This is a genomic window from Paraburkholderia guartelaensis (genome assembly GCF_004353905.1).
In the GTDB taxonomy this organism is placed as follows: Bacteria; Pseudomonadota; Gammaproteobacteria; order Burkholderiales; family Burkholderiaceae; genus Paraburkholderia; species Paraburkholderia guartelaensis.
Genome location: NZ_SMOD01000013.1, coordinates 57,720 through 75,949, shown reverse-complemented (window position 1 = coordinate 75,949; position 18,230 = coordinate 57,720). Strand labels below are relative to the sequence as shown.

The 18,230-nt window shown below is 65.3% G+C and carries 15 protein-coding genes and 1 pseudogene; 5 read left to right on the top strand and 11 right to left on the bottom strand.

Features of this window, described 5'->3' with window-relative positions; genetic code table 11:
• Window positions 1-53 precede the first annotated feature (53 nt).
• The gene (locus E1N52_RS18490) at window positions 54-1,619 is read left to right on the top strand and encodes a DHA2 family efflux MFS transporter permease subunit (protein ID WP_133184199.1); all 1,566 of its coding nucleotides are present in this window, start codon (window positions 54-56) and stop codon (window positions 1,617-1,619) included.
• Window positions 1,620-1,724: 105 nt separating this feature from the next.
• Here the strand turns inward: E1N52_RS18490 and truB are convergent, their stop codons facing one another.
• The 9 genes from truB to E1N52_RS18445 all read right to left on the bottom strand — a co-directional run bounded on the left by truB (window position 1,725) and on the right by E1N52_RS18445 (window position 14,109).
• Window positions 1,725-2,690 (bottom strand): tRNA pseudouridine(55) synthase TruB, encoded by a 966-nt coding sequence (gene truB, locus E1N52_RS18485; protein ID WP_133184198.1) that lies wholly within the window; start codon window positions 2,688-2,690, stop codon window positions 1,725-1,727.
• 8 nt (window positions 2,691-2,698) lie between these two features.
• Window positions 2,699-3,064, bottom strand: coding sequence for a 30S ribosome-binding factor RbfA (gene rbfA, locus E1N52_RS18480; protein WP_133184197.1), 366 nt, complete (start codon window positions 3,062-3,064; stop codon window positions 2,699-2,701).
• A gap of 183 nt (window positions 3,065-3,247) precedes the next feature.
• Complete coding sequence (gene infB, locus E1N52_RS18475; RefSeq protein WP_133184196.1) at window positions 3,248-6,205, bottom strand: translation initiation factor IF-2; 2,958 nt, start codon at window positions 6,203-6,205, stop codon at window positions 3,248-3,250.
• A gap of 155 nt (window positions 6,206-6,360) precedes the next feature.
• The gene (gene nusA, locus E1N52_RS18470; protein WP_069267875.1) at window positions 6,361-7,836 is read right to left on the bottom strand and encodes a transcription termination factor NusA; all 1,476 of its coding nucleotides are present in this window, start codon (window positions 7,834-7,836) and stop codon (window positions 6,361-6,363) included.
• On the bottom strand, window positions 7,833-8,291 hold the full coding sequence (gene rimP / locus E1N52_RS18465; RefSeq protein ID WP_028204813.1) for a ribosome maturation factor RimP: 459 nt from the start codon (window positions 8,289-8,291) through the stop codon (window positions 7,833-7,835). The genes nusA and rimP overlap by 4 nt, the downstream gene beginning before the upstream one ends.
• A gap of 497 nt (window positions 8,292-8,788) precedes the next feature.
• Window positions 8,789-10,543, bottom strand: coding sequence for a 23S rRNA pseudouridine(2605) synthase RluB (gene rluB / locus E1N52_RS18460; RefSeq protein WP_133184195.1), 1,755 nt, complete (start codon window positions 10,541-10,543; stop codon window positions 8,789-8,791).
• Window positions 10,544-10,605: 62 nt separating this feature from the next.
• On the bottom strand, window positions 10,606-11,571 hold the full coding sequence (gene scpB, locus E1N52_RS18455; RefSeq protein WP_133184194.1) for an SMC-Scp complex subunit ScpB: 966 nt from the start codon (window positions 11,569-11,571) through the stop codon (window positions 10,606-10,608).
• Between the two features lie 339 nt (window positions 11,572-11,910).
• On the bottom strand, window positions 11,911-13,110 hold the full coding sequence (locus E1N52_RS18450) for a pyridoxal phosphate-dependent aminotransferase (RefSeq protein WP_133184193.1): 1,200 nt from the start codon (window positions 13,108-13,110) through the stop codon (window positions 11,911-11,913).
• 96 nt (window positions 13,111-13,206) lie between these two features.
• A complete protein-coding gene (locus E1N52_RS18445; protein ID WP_133184192.1) occupies window positions 13,207-14,109 on the bottom strand; it encodes a LysR family transcriptional regulator in 903 nt (300 codons plus the stop codon).
• A 425-nt stretch (window positions 14,110-14,534) separates the two neighbouring features.
• Between E1N52_RS18445 and E1N52_RS18440 the strand changes: the two are divergent.
• A pseudogene (locus E1N52_RS18440) lies at window positions 14,535-14,930 on the top strand (transposase); the annotation flags it as partial.
• A gap of 234 nt (window positions 14,931-15,164) precedes the next feature.
• On the opposite strand, the gene E1N52_RS44115 reads toward E1N52_RS18440, so the two are convergent.
• Together E1N52_RS44115 and E1N52_RS18430 are read right to left on the bottom strand one after the other, a co-directional pair.
• Window positions 15,165-15,605: a hypothetical protein gene (locus E1N52_RS44115; RefSeq protein WP_165979412.1), complete on the bottom strand. Its 441-nt coding sequence runs from the start codon at window positions 15,603-15,605 to the stop codon at window positions 15,165-15,167.
• 139 nt (window positions 15,606-15,744) lie between these two features.
• A complete protein-coding gene (locus tag E1N52_RS18430) occupies window positions 15,745-16,059 on the bottom strand; it encodes a hypothetical protein (protein WP_069267881.1) in 315 nt (104 codons plus the stop codon).
• A gap of 286 nt (window positions 16,060-16,345) precedes the next feature.
• On the opposite strand from E1N52_RS18430, the gene E1N52_RS18425 reads away from it, so the two are divergent.
• From E1N52_RS18425 to E1N52_RS18415, 3 genes are all read left to right on the top strand, one after another.
• Entirely contained in the window at window positions 16,346-17,068 is a 723-nt protein-coding gene (locus E1N52_RS18425) for a YdcF family protein (protein WP_246089122.1), read from the top strand.
• A 159-nt stretch (window positions 17,069-17,227) separates the two neighbouring features.
• Complete coding sequence (locus E1N52_RS18420; RefSeq protein ID WP_028204804.1) at window positions 17,228-17,455, top strand: hypothetical protein; 228 nt, start codon at window positions 17,228-17,230, stop codon at window positions 17,453-17,455.
• A gap of 245 nt (window positions 17,456-17,700) precedes the next feature.
• Complete coding sequence (locus tag E1N52_RS18415; RefSeq protein ID WP_133184189.1) at window positions 17,701-17,961, top strand: DNA-binding protein; 261 nt, start codon at window positions 17,701-17,703, stop codon at window positions 17,959-17,961.
• Window positions 17,962-18,230: the final 269 nt, after the last annotated feature.

Here is an 18,230-nt window from a genome sequence, read left to right as displayed (position 1 = left end):
CCCGCGCCGCTTTGTTTCGCGCGGCCTCCAACAGGTCAACAAGAAAGGACGCAATGGCAGCAGCACAACAACCCGCCGCGCATCCGCCGCTACAGGGCGCGCAACTCGTGATCGGCACCATCGCGGTGTCGCTCGCGGTGTTCATGAACGTGCTCGACACCTCGATCGCGAACGTGTCGATCCCGTCGATCTCGGGCGACCTCGGCGTGTCGTCGGACCAGGGCACGTGGGTCATCACCTCGTTCGCGGTGGCGAATGCGATCTCCGTGCCGCTCACCGGCTGGCTCACGCAGCGTTTCGGCCAGGTGCGCCTGTTCATGGCGTCGATCATCCTGTTCGTGATCTCGTCGTGGATGTGCGGCCTTGCGCCCACGCTGCCCTTCCTGCTCGCCTCGCGCGTGCTGCAAGGCGCCGTGGCCGGCCCGATGATCCCCCTTTCGCAAACACTGCTGCTCGCGAGCTACCCGCGGGCGAAAGCGCCCATGGCGCTCTCGATGTGGTCGATGACCACGCTGATCGCGCCGGTGGCCGGCCCGATTCTCGGCGGCTGGATCTCCGACAACATCTCCTGGCCCTGGATCTTCTACGTGAACATTCCGGTGGGCATCGTCGCGGCGCTCGCCACGTGGGCGATCTTCCGCAATCGCGATTCGGAGGTCAGGAAGGCGCCGATCGACGGCGTGGGCCTCGCGCTCCTCATCATCTGGGTGGGCTCGCTGCAAGTGATGCTCGACAAGGGCAAGGACCTCGACTGGTTCTCGTCCACCACGGTCGTCGTGCTCGCGCTTACCGCCGTGATCGCATTCGCGTTCTTCGTGGTGTGGGAGCTGACCGCGGATCACCCTGTGGTGGACCTGTCGCTGTTCGCGCGCCGCAATTTCACGGGCGGCACGATCGCGCTTTCGGTGGGCTACGGGCTGTACTTCGGCAATCTCGTGCTGCTGCCGCTGTGGCTGCAAACCACGCTCGGCTACACCGCAACGGACGCGGGCCTCGTGATGGCGCCCGTGGGCTTCTTCGCCATCCTGCTGTCGCCGATCACGGGCAAGATCTTGCCGCGCACCGACCCGCGTTATATCGCGACGACAGCCTTCATCGTGTTCGCGCTGTGCTTCTGGATGCGCTCGCAATACACGACGGGCGTGGACACGTGGGCGCTTACGCTGCCTACGCTCATCCAGGGCATCGGCATGGCGGGTCTGTTCATTCCACTCGTGTCGATCACGCTGTCGGGGCTGCCGGGCCATCGCATTCCCGCGGCCTCGGGCCTGTCGAACTTCGTGCGGATCATGTGCGGCGGTATCGGCACCTCGATCTTCGAAACGGCGTGGGATCACCGGACGACGTTTCACCACGCGCGCCTGAACGAAGTGGCTACGCCGACCAACCCGGTCTTCAACCAGTCGATGCAGCAGTTCCAGGGCGCGGGTCTCGATCCTTCCCAGGCGCACGGGCTCTTCGACCGGATGCTCTCGCAGCAGGCCGCGCAACTCGGCGTGAACGACCTGTTCTGGATTTCCTCGATGATCTTCATCGTGCTGATCGCGCTCATCTGGATCACGCGGCCCGAACGTGCCGGCGGTGCGGACGCGGGTGCAGCGGCTTCGGCAGCGCATTGACGTCGATGCGCTAGCGCTTGCGGCTGTCCATAGCAAAACGGCACGTCCGGTTGTTCACCGGCGTGCCGTTTTTGTTTGTGCGCTCCAGGCGCGACGCAAGCGTACTCAGGCTGCGCCGCTGACCACCAGCCGCTCCGGCGCAAGCACGCCGTTCGCGGCCTTCGCGACGCCAAGCAGGCGCCCATCTTCTGCATAGACGCGCACGCGTTCAGCCGCTTCGCAAACCGCGCGATCGAGCACCAGTTCGTTGAGCGGCAAGCGCTGGCCATGCGTGAAGCGGCGCGCCGCTTCCGCGTTGAGCGTCACGGCGGGGAAGGTAGAGAGCAACGCATCGACGGGGCGCAGCCAGGTGTCGCGCTCGGGCTCGTCGGCCGCCGTGAGCGCATCGAGCGTCACTGCATGCTCGAGCGTGAGCGCGCCCACACCCGTACGCCGCAGCATCACGAGATGCGCGCCGCAGCCAAGCGCCTCGCCGATATCTTCGGCAAGCGTGCGGACGTACGTGCCCTTGCTGCACGTCACGCAAAACGTCACTTCGGGAACCTCGGGAAGTGCGCAGGCGATCATCTCCAGCGCAAGGATTTTCACCTCGCGCCCTTCGCGCTCGACCGTCTGCCCCGCACGTGCATACTCATAGAGCGGCTTGCCGTCGCGCTTGAGCGCCGAATACATCGGCGGCACCTGCACGATGTCGCCGAGAAAGCGCGTCATCGCTTCACGCACAGCGGCTTCGTCACAGGTGACCTCGCGCGTTTCTATCGCCTCGCCTTCTGCGTCTCCGGTGGCCGTGCGGATGCCGAGGCGCATGGTCGCCTCATAGGTCTTGTCGGCTTCGAGCAGATCCTGCGAAAACTTGGTCGCCTCGCCAAAGCACAGCGGCAGCAGACCCGACGCCAGCGGGTCGAGCGTGCCGGTATGGCCGGCCTTCTTCACGCGGTACAGACGCTTCGCGCGAATCAACGCGTCGTTGCTGGACAGGCCAACGGGCTTGTCCAGCAGCAGCACGCCGTCGAGCAGGCGGCGCGGGACCTTTGGCCGCGCGCCCTGATTCTGTTTCGATGATGCAGTCATTGCCCGCGTCAGTCGTCCTTCGCGCGCGTCGCGTTCGCCTCGTCGATCAGACGCGACATCTCGACACCCTTCTCCACCGACTGGTCGTAGTGGAAATGCAGCGTCGGCACCGTGTGAATGTGCAGGCGCTTGAAGAGCTGGTTATGCAGATGGCCCGCGGCGTGATTGAGCGCTTCCTGCGTGGTCTTCGGGTCGCCCGTGAGGGTCGTGAAGTAGACCTTGGCGTGCGCGTAGTCGGGCGTGAGTTCCACGCTCTGGATCGTCACGAGCCCAATTCGCGGGTCCTTCACTTCGCGCATCAGCTCCGACAGATCGCGCTGGATCTGATCCGCAATCTGCACGTTGCGATTCGGGGTAGTACGTTTTTTCGGCATGATGGTTCCACCTCTTTATCTACGAGGCATTCAGGCGGCGTTGCGTCCATGAAGGCGCACACGGCCGCGCAAAAACAAAACGGGCGGGGCTGGCCAGCGCCTGCCCCGCCCGTTATCGGCAAAACCGCGGCAAAGCCGCGGTCAGGCGGGCGACCTGACGGTCTGCCCGCAGGCGCCGCTGTATTACAGCGTACGCGCGACTTCGGTAATCTCGAACACTTCGAACTGGTCGCCTTCGACGATGTCGCTGAAGTTCTTGATCGACATACCGCACTCGAAGCCTTGCTTGACTTCCTTGACGTCGTCCTTGAAGCGCTTGAGCGAGTCGAGTTCGCCGGTATGGATGACCACGTTGTTGCGGATCACGCGCACCGACGACGAGCGCTTGACGAAACCGTCCGTGACCATACAGCCCGCGATCAGGCCGACCTTCGGCACGCGGATCACCTGACGCACCTCGGCCATACCCGTGACCGTCTCGCGCTTCTCCGGCGCCAGCATGCCCGACATCGCCGCCTTCACCTCATCCACTGCGTCATAGATGATGTTGTAGTAGCGGATGTCGATGCCATTCGCCTCGGCCACCTTACGCGCCTGCGCATCCGCACGCGTATTGAAGCCGATGATGACCGCCTTCGAAGCCGTTGCCAGGTTGACGTCCGACTCGCTGATCGCACCGACCGCGCTGTGCACGATCTGCACGCGCACTTCGTTGGTCGACAGTTTGAGCAGCGATTGCACCAGCGCTTCCTGCGAACCCTGTACGTCGGCCTTGACGATGAGCGGCAGGTTCTGCACTTCGCCTTCGCCCATCTGCTCGAGCATGTTTTCGAGCTTCGCGGCCTGCTGCTTCGCAAGCTTCACGTCGCGGAACTTGCCTTGACGGAACATCGCGATTTCACGCGCCTTGCGCTCGTCCGGCAGGACGATGACTTCTTCGCCCGCGCCCGGCACTTCCGACAGACCCTGGATTTCGACCGGGATCGACGGACCGGCTTCCTTCGTCGGCTTGCCGGTTTCGTCGAGCATGGCACGCACGCGGCCGTAGGCGCTGCCTGCCAGAACGACGTCGCCGCGATTGAGCGTACCCGACTGGACGAGGATCGTGGCAACCGGACCCTTACCCTTGTCGAGCTTCGCTTCGATCACGATGCCCTTGGCCGGCGCTTCGACCGGTGCCGTGAGTTCCAGCACTTCGGCTTGCAGCAGCACGTTTTCGAGCAGGTCGTCGATACCCGCGCCGGTCTTCGCCGACACCGGCACGAACGGCGAGTCGCCGCCGTACTCTTCCGGCACGACGCCTTCGGCGACGAGCTCCTGCTTCACGCGCTCGGGGTTCGCATCGGGCTTGTCGATCTTGTTGATCGCCACGACGAGCGGCACACCCGCAGCCTTGGCGTGCGAGATCGCTTCCTTCGTCTGCGGCATCACGCCGTCGTCGGCTGCGACCACCAGAATGACGATGTCGGTTGCCTTCGCACCGCGAGCACGCATGGCCGTGAAGGCCTCGTGACCCGGCGTGTCGAGGAACGTGATGACGCCACGCGGCGTTTCGACGTGGTAAGCGCCGATGTGCTGCGTAATGCCGCCCGCTTCGCCCGCGGCAACCTTGGCGCGGCGGATGTAGTCGAGCAGCGAGGTCTTGCCGTGGTCGACGTGACCCATGACCGTAACGACCGGCGGACGCGGCAGTTGCTCGGCGTCGGTGGTCGTCGCCTGGCCTTCGACCAGCAACGCTTCCGGATCGTCGAGCTTCGCGGCAACCGCACGGTGGCCGAGTTCCTCGACGATAATCATCGCCGTTTCCTGGTCGAGCATCTGGTTGATGGTGACCATCTGGCCCATCTTCATCATCACCTTGATGACTTCCGATGCCTTCACGGACATCTTGTGCGCGAGGTCGGCCACCGTGATGGTTTCCGGCACGTGCACTTCACGCACGATCGGCTCGGTCGGCGCCTGGAACGTCGAAGCGTCCTGGTGACGGCCACGGCCCTTCGGGCCACCGCGCCAGCCGCGATCCACGCCGCCCGACGAGTCGCCGCGCGTCTTGATGCCACGGCGCTTGGCCGCGTCGTCCTGCCAGCCGCCCTTGCCTGCGCCCGGCTTCTTGTTGCGGTCGCCCGCGCCTGCACCCGGCGCGCTCGTCGAAGGCGCGGCCGTCGTGGCCGGCTTCTTCGCCGCGGCGCCTGCACCGGCGGCCGGACGTGCCGGCGCACCTTCCGGACGGGCCGGCTTGTGCAGCGTGCCCTTGGCTTCGGCGGGCTTGGGCGGCTCGACGGGCTTGGGCGGCTCGGGCGCCTTCACCTGCGCCTTGCGCGGCGTGTTCATCATTTCGCGGATCGCGCGCGCTTCAGCTTCGGCAGCTGCGCGGCGGCGGGCGATCTCGTCCTGTTCCTTCTGCGCCTTATCGGCGGCTTCGCGTGCGGCGGCTTCGGCCTTCTGGGCCGCTTCGCGCTGCGCGGCGCGCTCGGCTGCGGCGCGCTGTTCTTCCTGCTGGTCCTGCTCTTGCTTCACTTCTTTCGCTTCCGCTTCGGCATTGCGCTGCGCAGCCACGGCCTGAGCGGCCAGCTCGCGAGCGGCGGCATCGGCCGCTGCCTTCTTCTTTGCAGCTTCTTCTTCGGCACGGCGGCGCTCGGCCTCGGCGGCCTCTTCACGCGCACGGCGCTCCGACTCTTCACGCGCGAGCAGTTCCTGGCGCTCCTTGAGCTCCTGGGCCTGACGCTCGAGCAGTTCTGCCTCGCGGCGCGCTTCTTCCTCACGGCGCTGCAGCTCCGCCTCTTCGGCGGCAGCGGCTGCGTCGGCTGCATGATTCGATGCATCCGCGTCACCGGCGGACTCGTCGCGGCGGACGAACGTGCGCTTCTTGCGCACCTCGACCTGAATGGTGCGTGCCTTACCCGTCGAATCGGACTGCTTGATCTCCGACGTATGCCGTTTCGTCAGCGTGATCTTGCGTTTGTCTGCATCAGTCGAGCCGTGAGACTTGCGCAAGTGATCGAGCAGACGCGCCTTGTCGGTCTCCGACAAGGCATCGCTCTCGCTCGCTTTCGTGACGCCCGCCGCCTGCAGCTGCTCGAGCAGCACGCCGGCAGGCATTTTCAGTTCCGCGGCAAATTGGGCTACGTTGTTACTCGCCATTCATTCCTCTTAATGCAAGGACCGATTCCTTGCGGTTGACATCGGGTCATGCGGCCTTCGGTGCCTCGCGTTCTGCAAGGCTCCGCCGCGTTCAGTTCAGTGGGTCATGGTCGCTTCCTGCTCGTCGCGCCCTGATGCAGTTTCCCGTTGGCGGGTTACTGGAACCAGTGCTCACGTGCCTTCATGATCAACGCCTTGGCGGCGTCCTCTTCCATTCCCGTCATTTCGACCAGCTCGTCCACGGCCAGCTCGGCGAGCTCGTCGCGGGTGTGAACTTCATGCTGCGCCAGTTTCGCGAGCAGGTCCGGGTCGATACCGTCCAGGCTCTTCAGGTCCAGGGCGGCGCTTTCCACCTTCTCCTCGTTCGCGATCGCCTGCGTGAGCAGCGCGTCGCGTGCACGGTTGCGCAGCTCGTGCACGGTGTCCTCGTCGAACGCCTCGATTTCCAGCATTTCGTTGAGCGGCACGTAGGCGATCTCTTCGAGGCTCGTGAAGCCTTCGTCGATCAGGATGTCGGCGACTTCTTCATCCACGTCGAGACGCGCCATGAACAGGTCGCGCAGCACCGTGCGCTCCTGATTCTGCTTTTGCGCGGATTCATCCGGCGTCATGATATTGATTTGCCAGCCGGTCAGTTCGCTGGCAAGACGCACGTTCTGGCCACTACGGCCGATCGCGACCGCGAGTTCGCTCTCGTCGACCACGACGTCCATCGAGTGCTTTTCCTCGTCGACGACGATCGACTGCACGGCAGCCGGCGCGAGCGCGCCGATCACGAACTGTGCGGGATCTTCCGACCATAGCACGATGTCGACGTTTTCGCCACCGAGCTCGTTGCGCACGGCCTGCACGCGCGAACCGCGGATGCCGACGCAGGTGCCGATCGGATCGATACGCTTGTCATAAGCCACCACGCCGATCTTGGCGCGGACGCCCGGATCGCGCGCCGCCGCCTTGATCTCGAGGAGGCCTTGTTCGATTTCGGGCACTTCCATCTCGAACAGCTTCATGAGGAACTCGGGCGCCGTGCGCGAGAGTTCGATCTGCGGGCCGCGCGCGGTGCGATCGACCTTGCCGATCCAGGCGCGCACGCGGTCGCCCACGCGCAGGTTTTCCTTCGGAATCAGCTGGTCGCGGCGCAGCAGTGCTTCCACACGGCCGGATTCGACGATGAAGTTGCCCTTGTCCATGCGCTTGACCGTACCGGTCATGATGCTTTCGCCGCGCTCGAGGAAGTCGTTCAGGATCTGCTCGCGCTCGGCGTCGCGCACCTTCTGCAGGATGACCTGCTTGGCGGCCTGCGCGCCGATACGTCCGAACTCGACCGAAGGCACCGGCTGCTCGACGAACCCGTCGATCTGCGCCTCCGGGTCTTGCTCGCGTGCTTCGAACAGCAGGATTTCCTGGTCCGGCTCCTGCAAACCAGCCTCGTCCGGCACGACGCGCCAACGGCGGAACGTTTCGTGTTCGCCGCTTTCGCGATCGATATGCACGCGGATATCCGCATCCTCGTCGAAGAGTTTCTTGGAGGCCGACGCAAGCGCCGCTTCAAGGGCGGCGAACACCACGTCCTTGTCGACATTCTTCTCGCGTGCCAGCGCATCCACCAGCATCAACACTTCGCGACTCATTGTTTGCGGCTCCTAAAGTCAACTTTGGGGACAAGGCGTGCTTTGTCGATGTCCGCGAGCGTGAAATCGAGCATCGCGGGACCCGCCTTCCCTTCGAATTCCAGACCGATGGATTCGCCTTCGGGAGCATGCACGATGCCCCGGTACGATTTCCGTCCGTCCAATGGCTTTTTCAACGTGATTACCGCTTCGCAGCCTGCGAAGCGTTCGAAGTCCGCCAGTTTCTTCAGCGGACGGTCGAGACCAGGCGACGAAACCTCGAGCCGCTCGTAGTCAATGTTCTCGACCGTCAGAACGTGCTGCAGCTGACGCGTGACCTTCTCGCAGTCCTCGATCGCGATCCCCGCGGGCTGATCGATGAAAATGGTCAGCATGCCGCGCCCGGTGCGCTCGAGGTCGACCAGCTCGTAGCCGAGCCCGGTGACCGTGGTTTCAATCAATTCCGTCAGTTGCACAATGCCCACTCCAGATGTTCTGCGCAGCGGGCCGGCAACTTCCCTCGCTCTAATTCTTGCTTCGCCAGGGATTCGCGGGCCGCGCGCCAGGTGAGCGCGCGCGCTTCTCACCTACCTGCCCCACGATGACGAACGACCTGGATGATTGGACGGCCCCCAAATTGACAATGCCGAACGTGAAACGTCGGCATCTGTTGGTATCCAATTTGGGGCGAACCAAAAAAAAATGGGCAAAACGCCCATCTTGCCCATCTTTCACTTAGCCAGGTGGTCGCACCTGGGGCGCAAATAACAGCCGCACGCCCAGCGACTTTGTGATTCTAGCCTTTTTTGCACATTAACGCAAACCACAGGTCAAGCCCGAGCCGCGTTTTGCCGTTATTTACGGGCTCGCAAGGGGGTTTTTCCGGTGTTTTGCGCGCGAACCACGCGCATCGCCGCCGTTGCATGGCCGCGACGCCTGCCGCATGGCGCGGCCGGGCGTCGCGCCTCACGGCTCAATGCCCGCGGGTGCGGTTGCGCGGCGTGCCACGCTGGCCGCCGCGGCTGTTGCCGCCCGCGCGGTTGCCATTGGGATTGGCATTGCCGCCGGTGCCGGGACCGCTGCGGCGATTGCCGTTGGCATTGCCGCCCGCACGCTTACCCTGCGCGCCCGGCGCACGGTTGCCGTCGACCTCGCGGCCGCCTGCACGGTTGCCGCCACGGCCGCCGAAACCGGAACCCGCGCCGAAATTGCCGTGACCGGCACCCGCGCCGCCGCCGAAACCGCCCGCTGCGCCGCGCCGTCCCTGGCCCTGACCCTGACGCGGCTGACCCATCGCACCGTGCGAGCTCAACACCGGCTCGCGGTTGATGAAGCCCATCGACGTCTGCATCGGATCGGGCTGGCGACGCTCCTGCTCCTTGCCGCCACGGCCAGCCTTCTCTTCGCTCGGCGCCTTCAGGCCGACCGCTGCCATCAGTGCGCGCACCTGGTTGTCTTCGAGCTCTTCCCAGCGGCCGCGCTTGAGGCCCTTGGGCAGCGCGATCGGGCCGTGGCGCGTGCGGATCAGGCGGCTCACCATCAGGCCCGCCGCCTCGAACATACGGCGCACTTCGCGGTTACGGCCTTCGGCCAGCGCGACGTGATACCAGTGGTTCGTGCCTTCGCCGCCACCGTCGCGGATGCGCAGGAAACTCGCAGGGCCGTCCTCGAGCTCGACGCCCTTGAGCAGCTTCTGGCGATTCCCTTCGCTCAGTTCGCCCACCACGCGCACGGCATATTCACGCTCCACGCTGTAGCGCGGATGCATGAAACGGTTGGCCAGATCGCCCGAGGTGGTCAGCATCAGCAGACCTTCGGTGTTGAAGTCCAGACGGCCGACGGCCAGCCACTTCGCCGTTTTCATCGGCGGCAGGCGATCGAACACCGAGGGACGGCCTTCCGGATCGGCGTGGCTCACGATTTCGCCGGTCGGCTTGTGATAGATCAGCACGCGCGGCGGCTTGTTCTGCAGCTTGCGCTTGATGGGCTTGCCATTGATGCGAACCTGGTCGGTCGGCAGGATGCGCTGGCCAATGTGCGCGGGCTCGCCGTTCACCGAGACGCGCCCGGCGATGATCAGCTCTTCCATGTCGCGGCGTGAGCCCATGCCCGCATCCGCCAGCACCTTGTGCAGCTTGGGCGCGTCGTCGTCCGGGCTCAGCACGCGCTTGGGCTGCTGGGCCTGGGCTCGGCCGCGGCGCAGCATCGGTGCGCGCACGCCCGAACCGGCGCCGTTGTCGGCGTCGAACGCCGGCGAAGTCACGTAGAGGAACAGGTCGTCCTGCGTGGACTCACCCGCGGCGGCGGCCTGCTGGCCCTCGCCCCGGCCTTGGCCCTTCTGGCGCTTGCCCGCGCCCTGCTGACGTTCGCCCTGGCGTTCGCCTTGACGCTCGCCCTGTGCGGCGGCGCCAGCGTTCTGGCGGCGGCCCGGCTTCTTCGCGCCTGCTTCCTTGCGCGGCGCACGGCCGGCGGGCGCGCGCTCTGCCGTCGCTTCCGGCGCGTCAGCGGGCGCTGCGGGCGCGTCAGCGCCCTCCGCGCCTTCGGCGGCCTTTGCCTTCGCACCCGCGCGGCGGCGCGCGATCAGGCTGCGCGGCCCGCGGCGCAGGCCGCGGCGCGGACGCTCTTCGCCCTCGCCGCCCTGTGCTTCGCCTTCGACCTGCGAAGCCCGCGTGTCGTCGTCGCGCGCGGAGGACGCGTCGGTCGAATCGGTGTCGTGGATATCAGTCAAAACAACCTCAAAATGTCAGGTTGCGCGCCCGCTTGCGGGGCGCGTCAAAAATGCTTGTTGCTTCAGATGCCGCGTCGTGCGGCTTCGTCGTCCGTCGTCGAGACGGGGTCGTCCTGCGCCGCGTCGCGGCGGTCTTCGTGTTCTTCTTCGCCCGCCGCATCTGCTGCGTGCGCGGCATCCTGCGCATGAGCGTCGGGAGCTGGCCCGTGCTGCGCGAGGCTTTTTTCGTCGTGTACTGCTTCGTCCGAGGCATCGGCTGCGTATGCAACGTTTGCGCCTGCCGCCTCGTGCGTTTGTTCCGTGTCCTGCGTGTCGTGCGCTTCGCTCCCGGACTGTGCCGACACGTCCGGCGCGTCGACATCCGACGCCTCGCCCTGGGCTACCGGCGCCAGCGCATCTTCCGCGCCTGCGACATCGGTGGCAGCCTCGGGCTGGCCTTCCGCGACGAACTGCGCCGCAGCGCTCTCGGGAAACTCGATCGCATGCTGGGCAAGCAGTTGCTCGCCGAACTGGCTCGACGGATCGTCGAGCGGCGGCAATTCGTCGAGCGACTTCAGGCCGAGATCGTCGAGAAACTCCCGAGTCGTTGCATAGAGCGCCGGGCGGCCCGGCACGTCACGATGACCAATGACTTCGATCCAGTTACGGTCCTCGAGCTGTTTGACGACCTGCGTGTTGACCGTGACGCCACGAATTTCCTCGATGTCGCCGCGCGTAACCGGCTGCCGGTACGCGATGATCGCGAGCGTTTCGAGGACCGCGCGCGAATAGCGCGGCGGCTTTTCGGGGTGCAACCGGTCAAGGTACGTCCGCATGGCCGGCTTGCTCTGAAAGCGCCAGCCCGACGCGAGCCCCACCAGCTCGACACCGCGCCCGGACCATTCATGCCGCAGGTCTTCGAGCAGGTTGCGGACCGTGTCGGCCGAAATGTCGTCGGCAAACAGTTTGCGCAGTTCGCCGATCTTCAACGGCTCCTGCGTGCAGATCAATGCAGTCTCGAGGACGATTTTCGCCTCTTGGGTATTCATGCAGCCAGGTCAGACCCTAAGTAAGGTAAATCAGGTTCAAGGAACCGGATCAGACAGACGAAAGACGATATGGAACTTGGAGACGCGCTCGCCCGATTCTGATCGGTCATATTGATGGGAGCACGCACCGGGGGGCCGAAATTCAGGCAATGAGCCAGACCCAGCCGGAGGGAGCCGCGAAATTCCCGCAGGGAATCGCTTGACTGAGCGCCATATTACGCAAAAACGCTGGGTGCGTAAAGACGCCATTCCGCATGAGCCGTTTCATTTTAACTCGGGCCTCACCATCGCTTTATGCCCGCTTGCGCCACGCCGGTGCATGGCGCGGCGCGTGACGGCTCAATGCGCGCCCACCGTCTCCAGATAGCGCGCCAGCCGCTCGACGCCCGCGTCGAGGCGCGCCGGATCGCACGCATAGCACCAGCGCACGAAGCCTTCCCCTTGCGGCCCGAACGCACTGCCCGGCGCGAGGCCAAGGCCCGCGTCGCGCACCAGCGCCTTGCACAGCTCGAGGCTGTTCTGCGCGCCCGCCAGCCGGAAAAAGAGGTACATCGCGCCGTGCGGCACTTTCACATCGACGCCGGGCAGCTTCGCCAGCGCGGCGGCGAGGTGGTCGCGCGAGGCGCGCAGATCGGCCCCCAGCGCGCGCGTGAACGGCTCGCCGTGCTCGACTGCCGCAATGCCCGCCTGCTGCACGAACGAGGGCGCGCACGAGGTGTTGTACTCGACCAGCTTGCTGAGATCGTCGGTCAAGGTGCGCGGCACGACCATCCAGCCAAGGCGCCAGCCGGTCATGAGCCAGGCCTTCGAAAACGAGTTGACGCAGATCAGGCGCTCTTCGCGCGACGCAAGGTCGAGGAACGAGGGCGCCGTGCGCTCACTCGCGTCGCCGTAGTAGAGGCGCTCGTAGACCTCGTCGGCGACGATCCAGATGCCGAGGCGCCGGCAATGCTCGAGCACCGCGCGCTGCTGGTCGCGCGTCATCACCCAGCCGGTCGGATTGTTCGGCGAGTTGATCATGAGCAGGCGCGTCTCGGGGGTGAGCGCCGCCAGCAGCCGGTCGAGATCGAGCGTCCAGCCGCGCTCGCCGTAGCTGAGCGAGACGGTCTCGACCGTGGCGCCGAGGATCTTCGGGATTTCGACGAGGTTCGGCCACAGCGGGGTCACCGCCACCACCCGGTCGCCCGCGCCAACGACGAGCTGCGCCGCCAGCATCAGCGCGTTGACGCCTGCGCTCGTGACCGCCACGTTGTCGACCGACGTCGCGCCGTGTAGCTCGCTCACGTAGCGCGCGAGCGATTCGCGCAGCGGCGCGATGCCGAGGTTGTGCGTATAGAACGTGTCGCCGCGCCCCAGCGCCTCGGCGGCCGCCTCGCGGATGAACGGCGGCGTCACGCGGTCGGACTCGCCGAACCAGAACGGCAGCACATCGGGAACGCCGAACCCGGCATTCGCCACTTCGCGGATCTGCGACGAGCGCAATGCACGCACCGCTTCGCGCGGCAGGCTGACGGAGGACGACGGTTCGAAATCGCTCATCGGGGTTCCAGATGACACAGAATGTGGGAAAACATGGAGTGTAGCGCGCGGCCCGGCGCAACGAGGTCCGCGTCTGCAAGGGTCTGCACAGCGGCTTCAGCGCTGCGCTTCGGGCTGGCCGGCAAGTTGCCGGATCAGCGACCAGACCGCCTCGGCAGCCGGCGAAAGCGAGCGGTCGCGCCGCCGCACGAGTTCGACGGTGCGCTCCGCGCGCGGCACGAGCGGCCGCGCAAGCAAGGGCGCGCCCGCCGGCACCGGCAGCGCGAGCCAGGGCAACACGCTGATGCCCACGCCCGCCTCGACGAGACCGAAGACCGTGGCCGGATGGCCCAGCTCCTGGACCACACGTGCGCGCACACCCTGCTCACTCATCACGGCGTCGATGAGCGGGCGGCTGCCCGAGGCGTAGTCCAGCATCACCAGACGCTCGCCGTCCAGCTCCTTCCACGAGACTTCCTGGCTCAGCGCGAGCGCGTGATCGCCGCGCACGACCACGCAGAACGAGTCCGTGGTCAGGCATTCGGTTTCGAGATCCTCAGCAGCAAAGGGCCCGATGATGACGCCGAAGTCCACCTCGCCCGAGCGGATCTTGCGTACGACGTCGCTCTGCACGTCGTCGCGCAAACCAAGCGTGATGTAGGGAAACTGCCGCCCGCACGCGGCGACGACCTGGGGCATCAAGCGGCACGCGACCGTCGGACTGGCCGCCACGACGACGCGGCCGCGCCGCTGTTCGCCGATCTCGCGAATCTCGCGCAAGGCGTCGTCGAGATCGCCCAGCAGGCGCGGAATGCTCGCGATCAGGTTCGCGCCGACGTCGGTGAGCTGCACCTCGCGCGTGGTCCGGTCGACGAGCTTCACGCCAATCTCGGCCTCGAGCTCGCGCACACAGCGGCTCACCGCCGACTGCGTGAGCCCGATTTCGTCCCCTGCCCGGCTAAAGCTCTGCAGCCGGGCGACCTCGATGAACACCCGCAACTGCCGCAGCGTCACATTCATCTGCTTGCCTCATGAATTGTCCGTTTTCATGCAATTTTATGCCGGACACCCACCGTTACGGGTAGATGAACCTCACTGACCATTGTTCGCCGCAATGCAGCAATACGGCGCAAACGCACGTCGGACGGGCTTGCCTGCACAAGATTGGTGATTCTCCCGATTTTCTCGATAAGTGTTTTCGAGTCTTATACGCCCCTGGCAATCTCCCGCGCGGGCTTGGCGCCACGCGGCTTCAAGACGAGAACGTACGTGCTGGCACGGTTTTCGCTTTAAGGCACGCACAGGTTCGATGGATGTACCGGAAGCATGCAGTCCGGGACGATCCAGCCGGGCCCGCCTGGTACTGCGGCATCCGGCCGGGAGTACATGAAGAGTGCGCAGCGCGGGGCAGCGCACCGGAGATAGCTTCGCTGAGGTGAAACATGATGCTGTTCGACGATTTGAGAGACAACGAATGGGCGCTGGTCGAGGCGTTGTTCTGTGCTGAACCGGCACGGAGCGAACGGCGCGGACGGCCTCGCGTCGAAGCGCGTGCTGTGGTCAACGCGGTGCTCTGGGTGCTTTCGACGGGTGAAGGCTGGTCCAAGCTGCCGGGCCGCTACCCCTCGCCGCCGACTTGCCGCCGTCGTTTCGACGAGTGGCAGGCGGACGGCACGCTTGCGGAGATCGTCAAGCGACTGAGCACGAACGGGCGTGAAATTTCGCTGCGCGGCCGTATCGGCGCCACGGCGACCAAGCCGCCGGCGCCGCCCAGCCGTGATCGCCTGCGTGGCGCGTTCTGGACCAATCCGGAATCGTGGCGCGCGCCGGTCAAGATGGCCTGAGCCACGCTTCATCTGCTTTTCCGCCGGGCGCCGCGTGCGCCCGGCGTGTTTTTCTCCCACCTCTTCCGCACTTCGCGGCCGCTAAAGACCGTTTTGCGGTCCTGAGCCAATTCCGCCGCCCCTCTCCAGCGTATGCAGACTGCATAGCTATCGCTGCGCCCGCAACCAGGCGATCGGCACCGCGCGATACATCTCTTTACTAATATTTACAGCGTGCTTTCGCGCCCGACGTTAGCTTAGAAGCATGTCCATTAACGTCAAGAAACTGGATTGACGGGGAACCACCATGAAATCCATGAACCTGCACATTCGGGGCATCATGGTTTCGCTGTTTGCCCTCGCCCTCTTCGCGCCGACCGCCTCGTTCGTGTCGTTCAGCGCCGCGGCCCAGCCGCCGCATGCCTCCGTACCGACATGGTCGATCTCGCGTACCGGCGCGCGCGCGATGCCGCCCGTAGCGCCTGGCCCGAACGCGAGCAAACCGCCAGTGCCGCGCGGCGACTTGCGCGGCGACATTGCGGACAATGCCCGCCGCAGTGCGCCGCAGAGGCAGGAACCGACGCAGCGGCGGTAAGCCGGCCAGCGAAACACCATCGAGGGGACTGCCGGAACCAACGAAAGAGCAACGATGATGGAAGCCGGCAAGGCTATCGGCACGTCGCGGCTCAGCATATACCCTGCCCCAGGGAACCACCGCGCTTCATGTGCGGTCTACCCTTACGCCATCAAGCACAGCGTGGCAGCAGTAATTCCGGTAAGCCCGTATCTTTCGATGCGGGCTTTTTTTTGGCGGGACGAAGAGAACGGGGTACTACTGGCTGGCCTCGAGGCCGGATTGAGGCACGCGCTCCGCGACGTAGTCGGCCACACGGTGCGCGCTCCACTGCACCGTGCGCTCGTCGCGTGCGAGCCGGGCGAATTCGGCGCGACCGCGATCGGTCAGCACCGCGATATCGACCGGCGCATGGAAACCCGGCGCCGGCGCAACCGTGCGCTGCCGGACGATATCCATCATGCCGAGATCGCGCAAATACTGGAACACTTCAGGACGACGCGCCCACGGGACCTGCCGATACTGCACCCGCCTCAGCGCTTCGAGTACTGCTTCGTTGGAATACGTGGTCATCTCACTTCTTTCTTAAAATGCAGTCCTGCGATCATTGAGCCTCGCGCGAGCCGGCTGCGGCGCAATGCGGACCTGAGAACGGCGCAGTCTGTGCCCTGGCGGGCCCACGCGCCCTATCCGTGCGCTGTGCAGCGGCAGGGACTGCAGGTTATCCGGGCCCCCGTGAAAGCGGCTTCACCGCTTCCCGCACGGCCAACGCCGCGCCACGCTCGCGGCGCAAAGGTCGGTTGGACGCGCATTTTCCCGAAAACAATACGTTACCTCATCCAAATTGATTCTAATCGTTTTGTTTGCGCTATTTATTGCGCTCGGCTTGCTGTGGCGCAGCGCGCGCTGGCGTGTCGCAGCCTGTGCGGCCGCGGTCTTCTGGCTGCTCGCCACCGGATGGCTCACCGGGGTACTGCTCGATTTCGCCCAGCCGGAGTTGTATCGCACTCCCTACGATCAGGCGAAAATCGGCCCGGCGCACTTCGGTGCGCGCACCGCCATCATCATGCTGGGTGGCGGCACCAAGTTCCGCGATGGCCGACTGGTCCCCGCGCGCGACGTCTATGCACGCATTGTCCTCGCTGCCGAGCTTTACGCGCAGTGCACACGCGCGGGCGGCACGTGCCGCGTGATCGTGAGTGGCGGCAACCCGGAACACCATGCGAGCGCCGAGGCCGACAACTACGCGCCCTATCTGCTGCGCGCCGGCGTGCCGAGCACCGATCTCGTGCTCGAAAACCAGAGCCTCACGACGTATCAGAACGCGCGCAACGTCGCGCCCATCGTGCGTGCGGGCAACGATGAAACGCTCCTGCTCGTGACGTCCTCGTACCAGATGCGCCGTGCGATGCTCGATTTCCGGCGCTTCGAGATGAATCCGCTGCCCGCGGTTTCCAACGTGCGCCGCGTCGAGCGCGGCCTGCTCCCGCGCATAGCGAATCTCAAGTCCGCCGAAACCGCGCTTCACGAATCGATTGGGGTTGCCCAGTTTTATGTGTATCGGATGATCGGCTGGTTCTAGTATGACGGTATGGCGAAGCTAGATGTAACGAGATGTAACTCCTGCGCGAACGGCAGACGTGATGTCATCTGGCGCGAGTATTTGATCGTTAGAATGGGGTGTCCATCCTGCTTGGACAGGTCACGGCTGGGTCCATAAACCGCTCCTTCGGAGGTAAAGATGAAAAAAGTGTCCCTCGCAGTCCTGATTTCACTTTCCGCACTGGCGGGCGCTGCGCATGCGCAGTCGGATAACGGCATCACGATGAGCACCGACCCGGCCAAGGCCGACGACGTCCTGCAACGCGCGCAGGCTCTGCAGCAGCAACAGGAAGCCGCGCCTGCGCCGGCGCCCATGATGCATCACAAGTCGGGGCATCCGCATCACAAGAAGGCCCCTGCCCAGTAAGAACGGGCGAAGCCTGGCCGCGCGCAGCCCAGCGCACGCGGACAACGTCTCCCGGGAATGAAGCCGATGCCGGTATTGCCGCCATCGGCTTTTTTATTCGCCGCGCCACGCCGCCGCGTTTGCGGTCTCGCGCGCATCGGCGTCGCGCTGGCGCGTCGGCGCGGTATGCTAAAGTCGCGCACCTCGAAAACGCCCCTGTCGGCATAGACCCAACCTTTTGTGCGCGCCACGCGCGGAGAAACACAATGAGCAACATCCAGCTCGACATCGAATGGACCGAAGCGGCCTCACGCAAGATCGAAAAACTGATGCCGCGCGGCGGCAACCAGGACGCGTATCTCGCGCTGCCCCCCATCGAATGCCTGCCGATGGAAGGCGACGTGCTGTTTCTCGGCCCGGCCGGCAAGCAGCAGCCGTTCATCGTGGCAGAGCGCCAATACCATCATGAAGGCGACGCGGACTGGACCATCATTCTGATTCTCGACGTGCCCGACACGGCGCACTGAACGGTAAATCAGGCCGCCGGCAGGCGGCATGCAAGGCGCTCGCACCCAACGCGAGCGCCCTCTCCCGGCATCACCTCTTCCCGACCCTCCTCGCCTCGCTCGCCATTCATCGGCACACGTCGGGCACACATCGCCGCGCCAGGCACGGCGCATGCGCGCAGCATTTACCCATCGTCCCTACACCTGACGACAGGCCCTGGCGGTTACCGCCATCGGGCGAGCGCCTGCTATAGCCGGCAGTTGCGCGGCCCGCGCCGGTACAGGCGCCT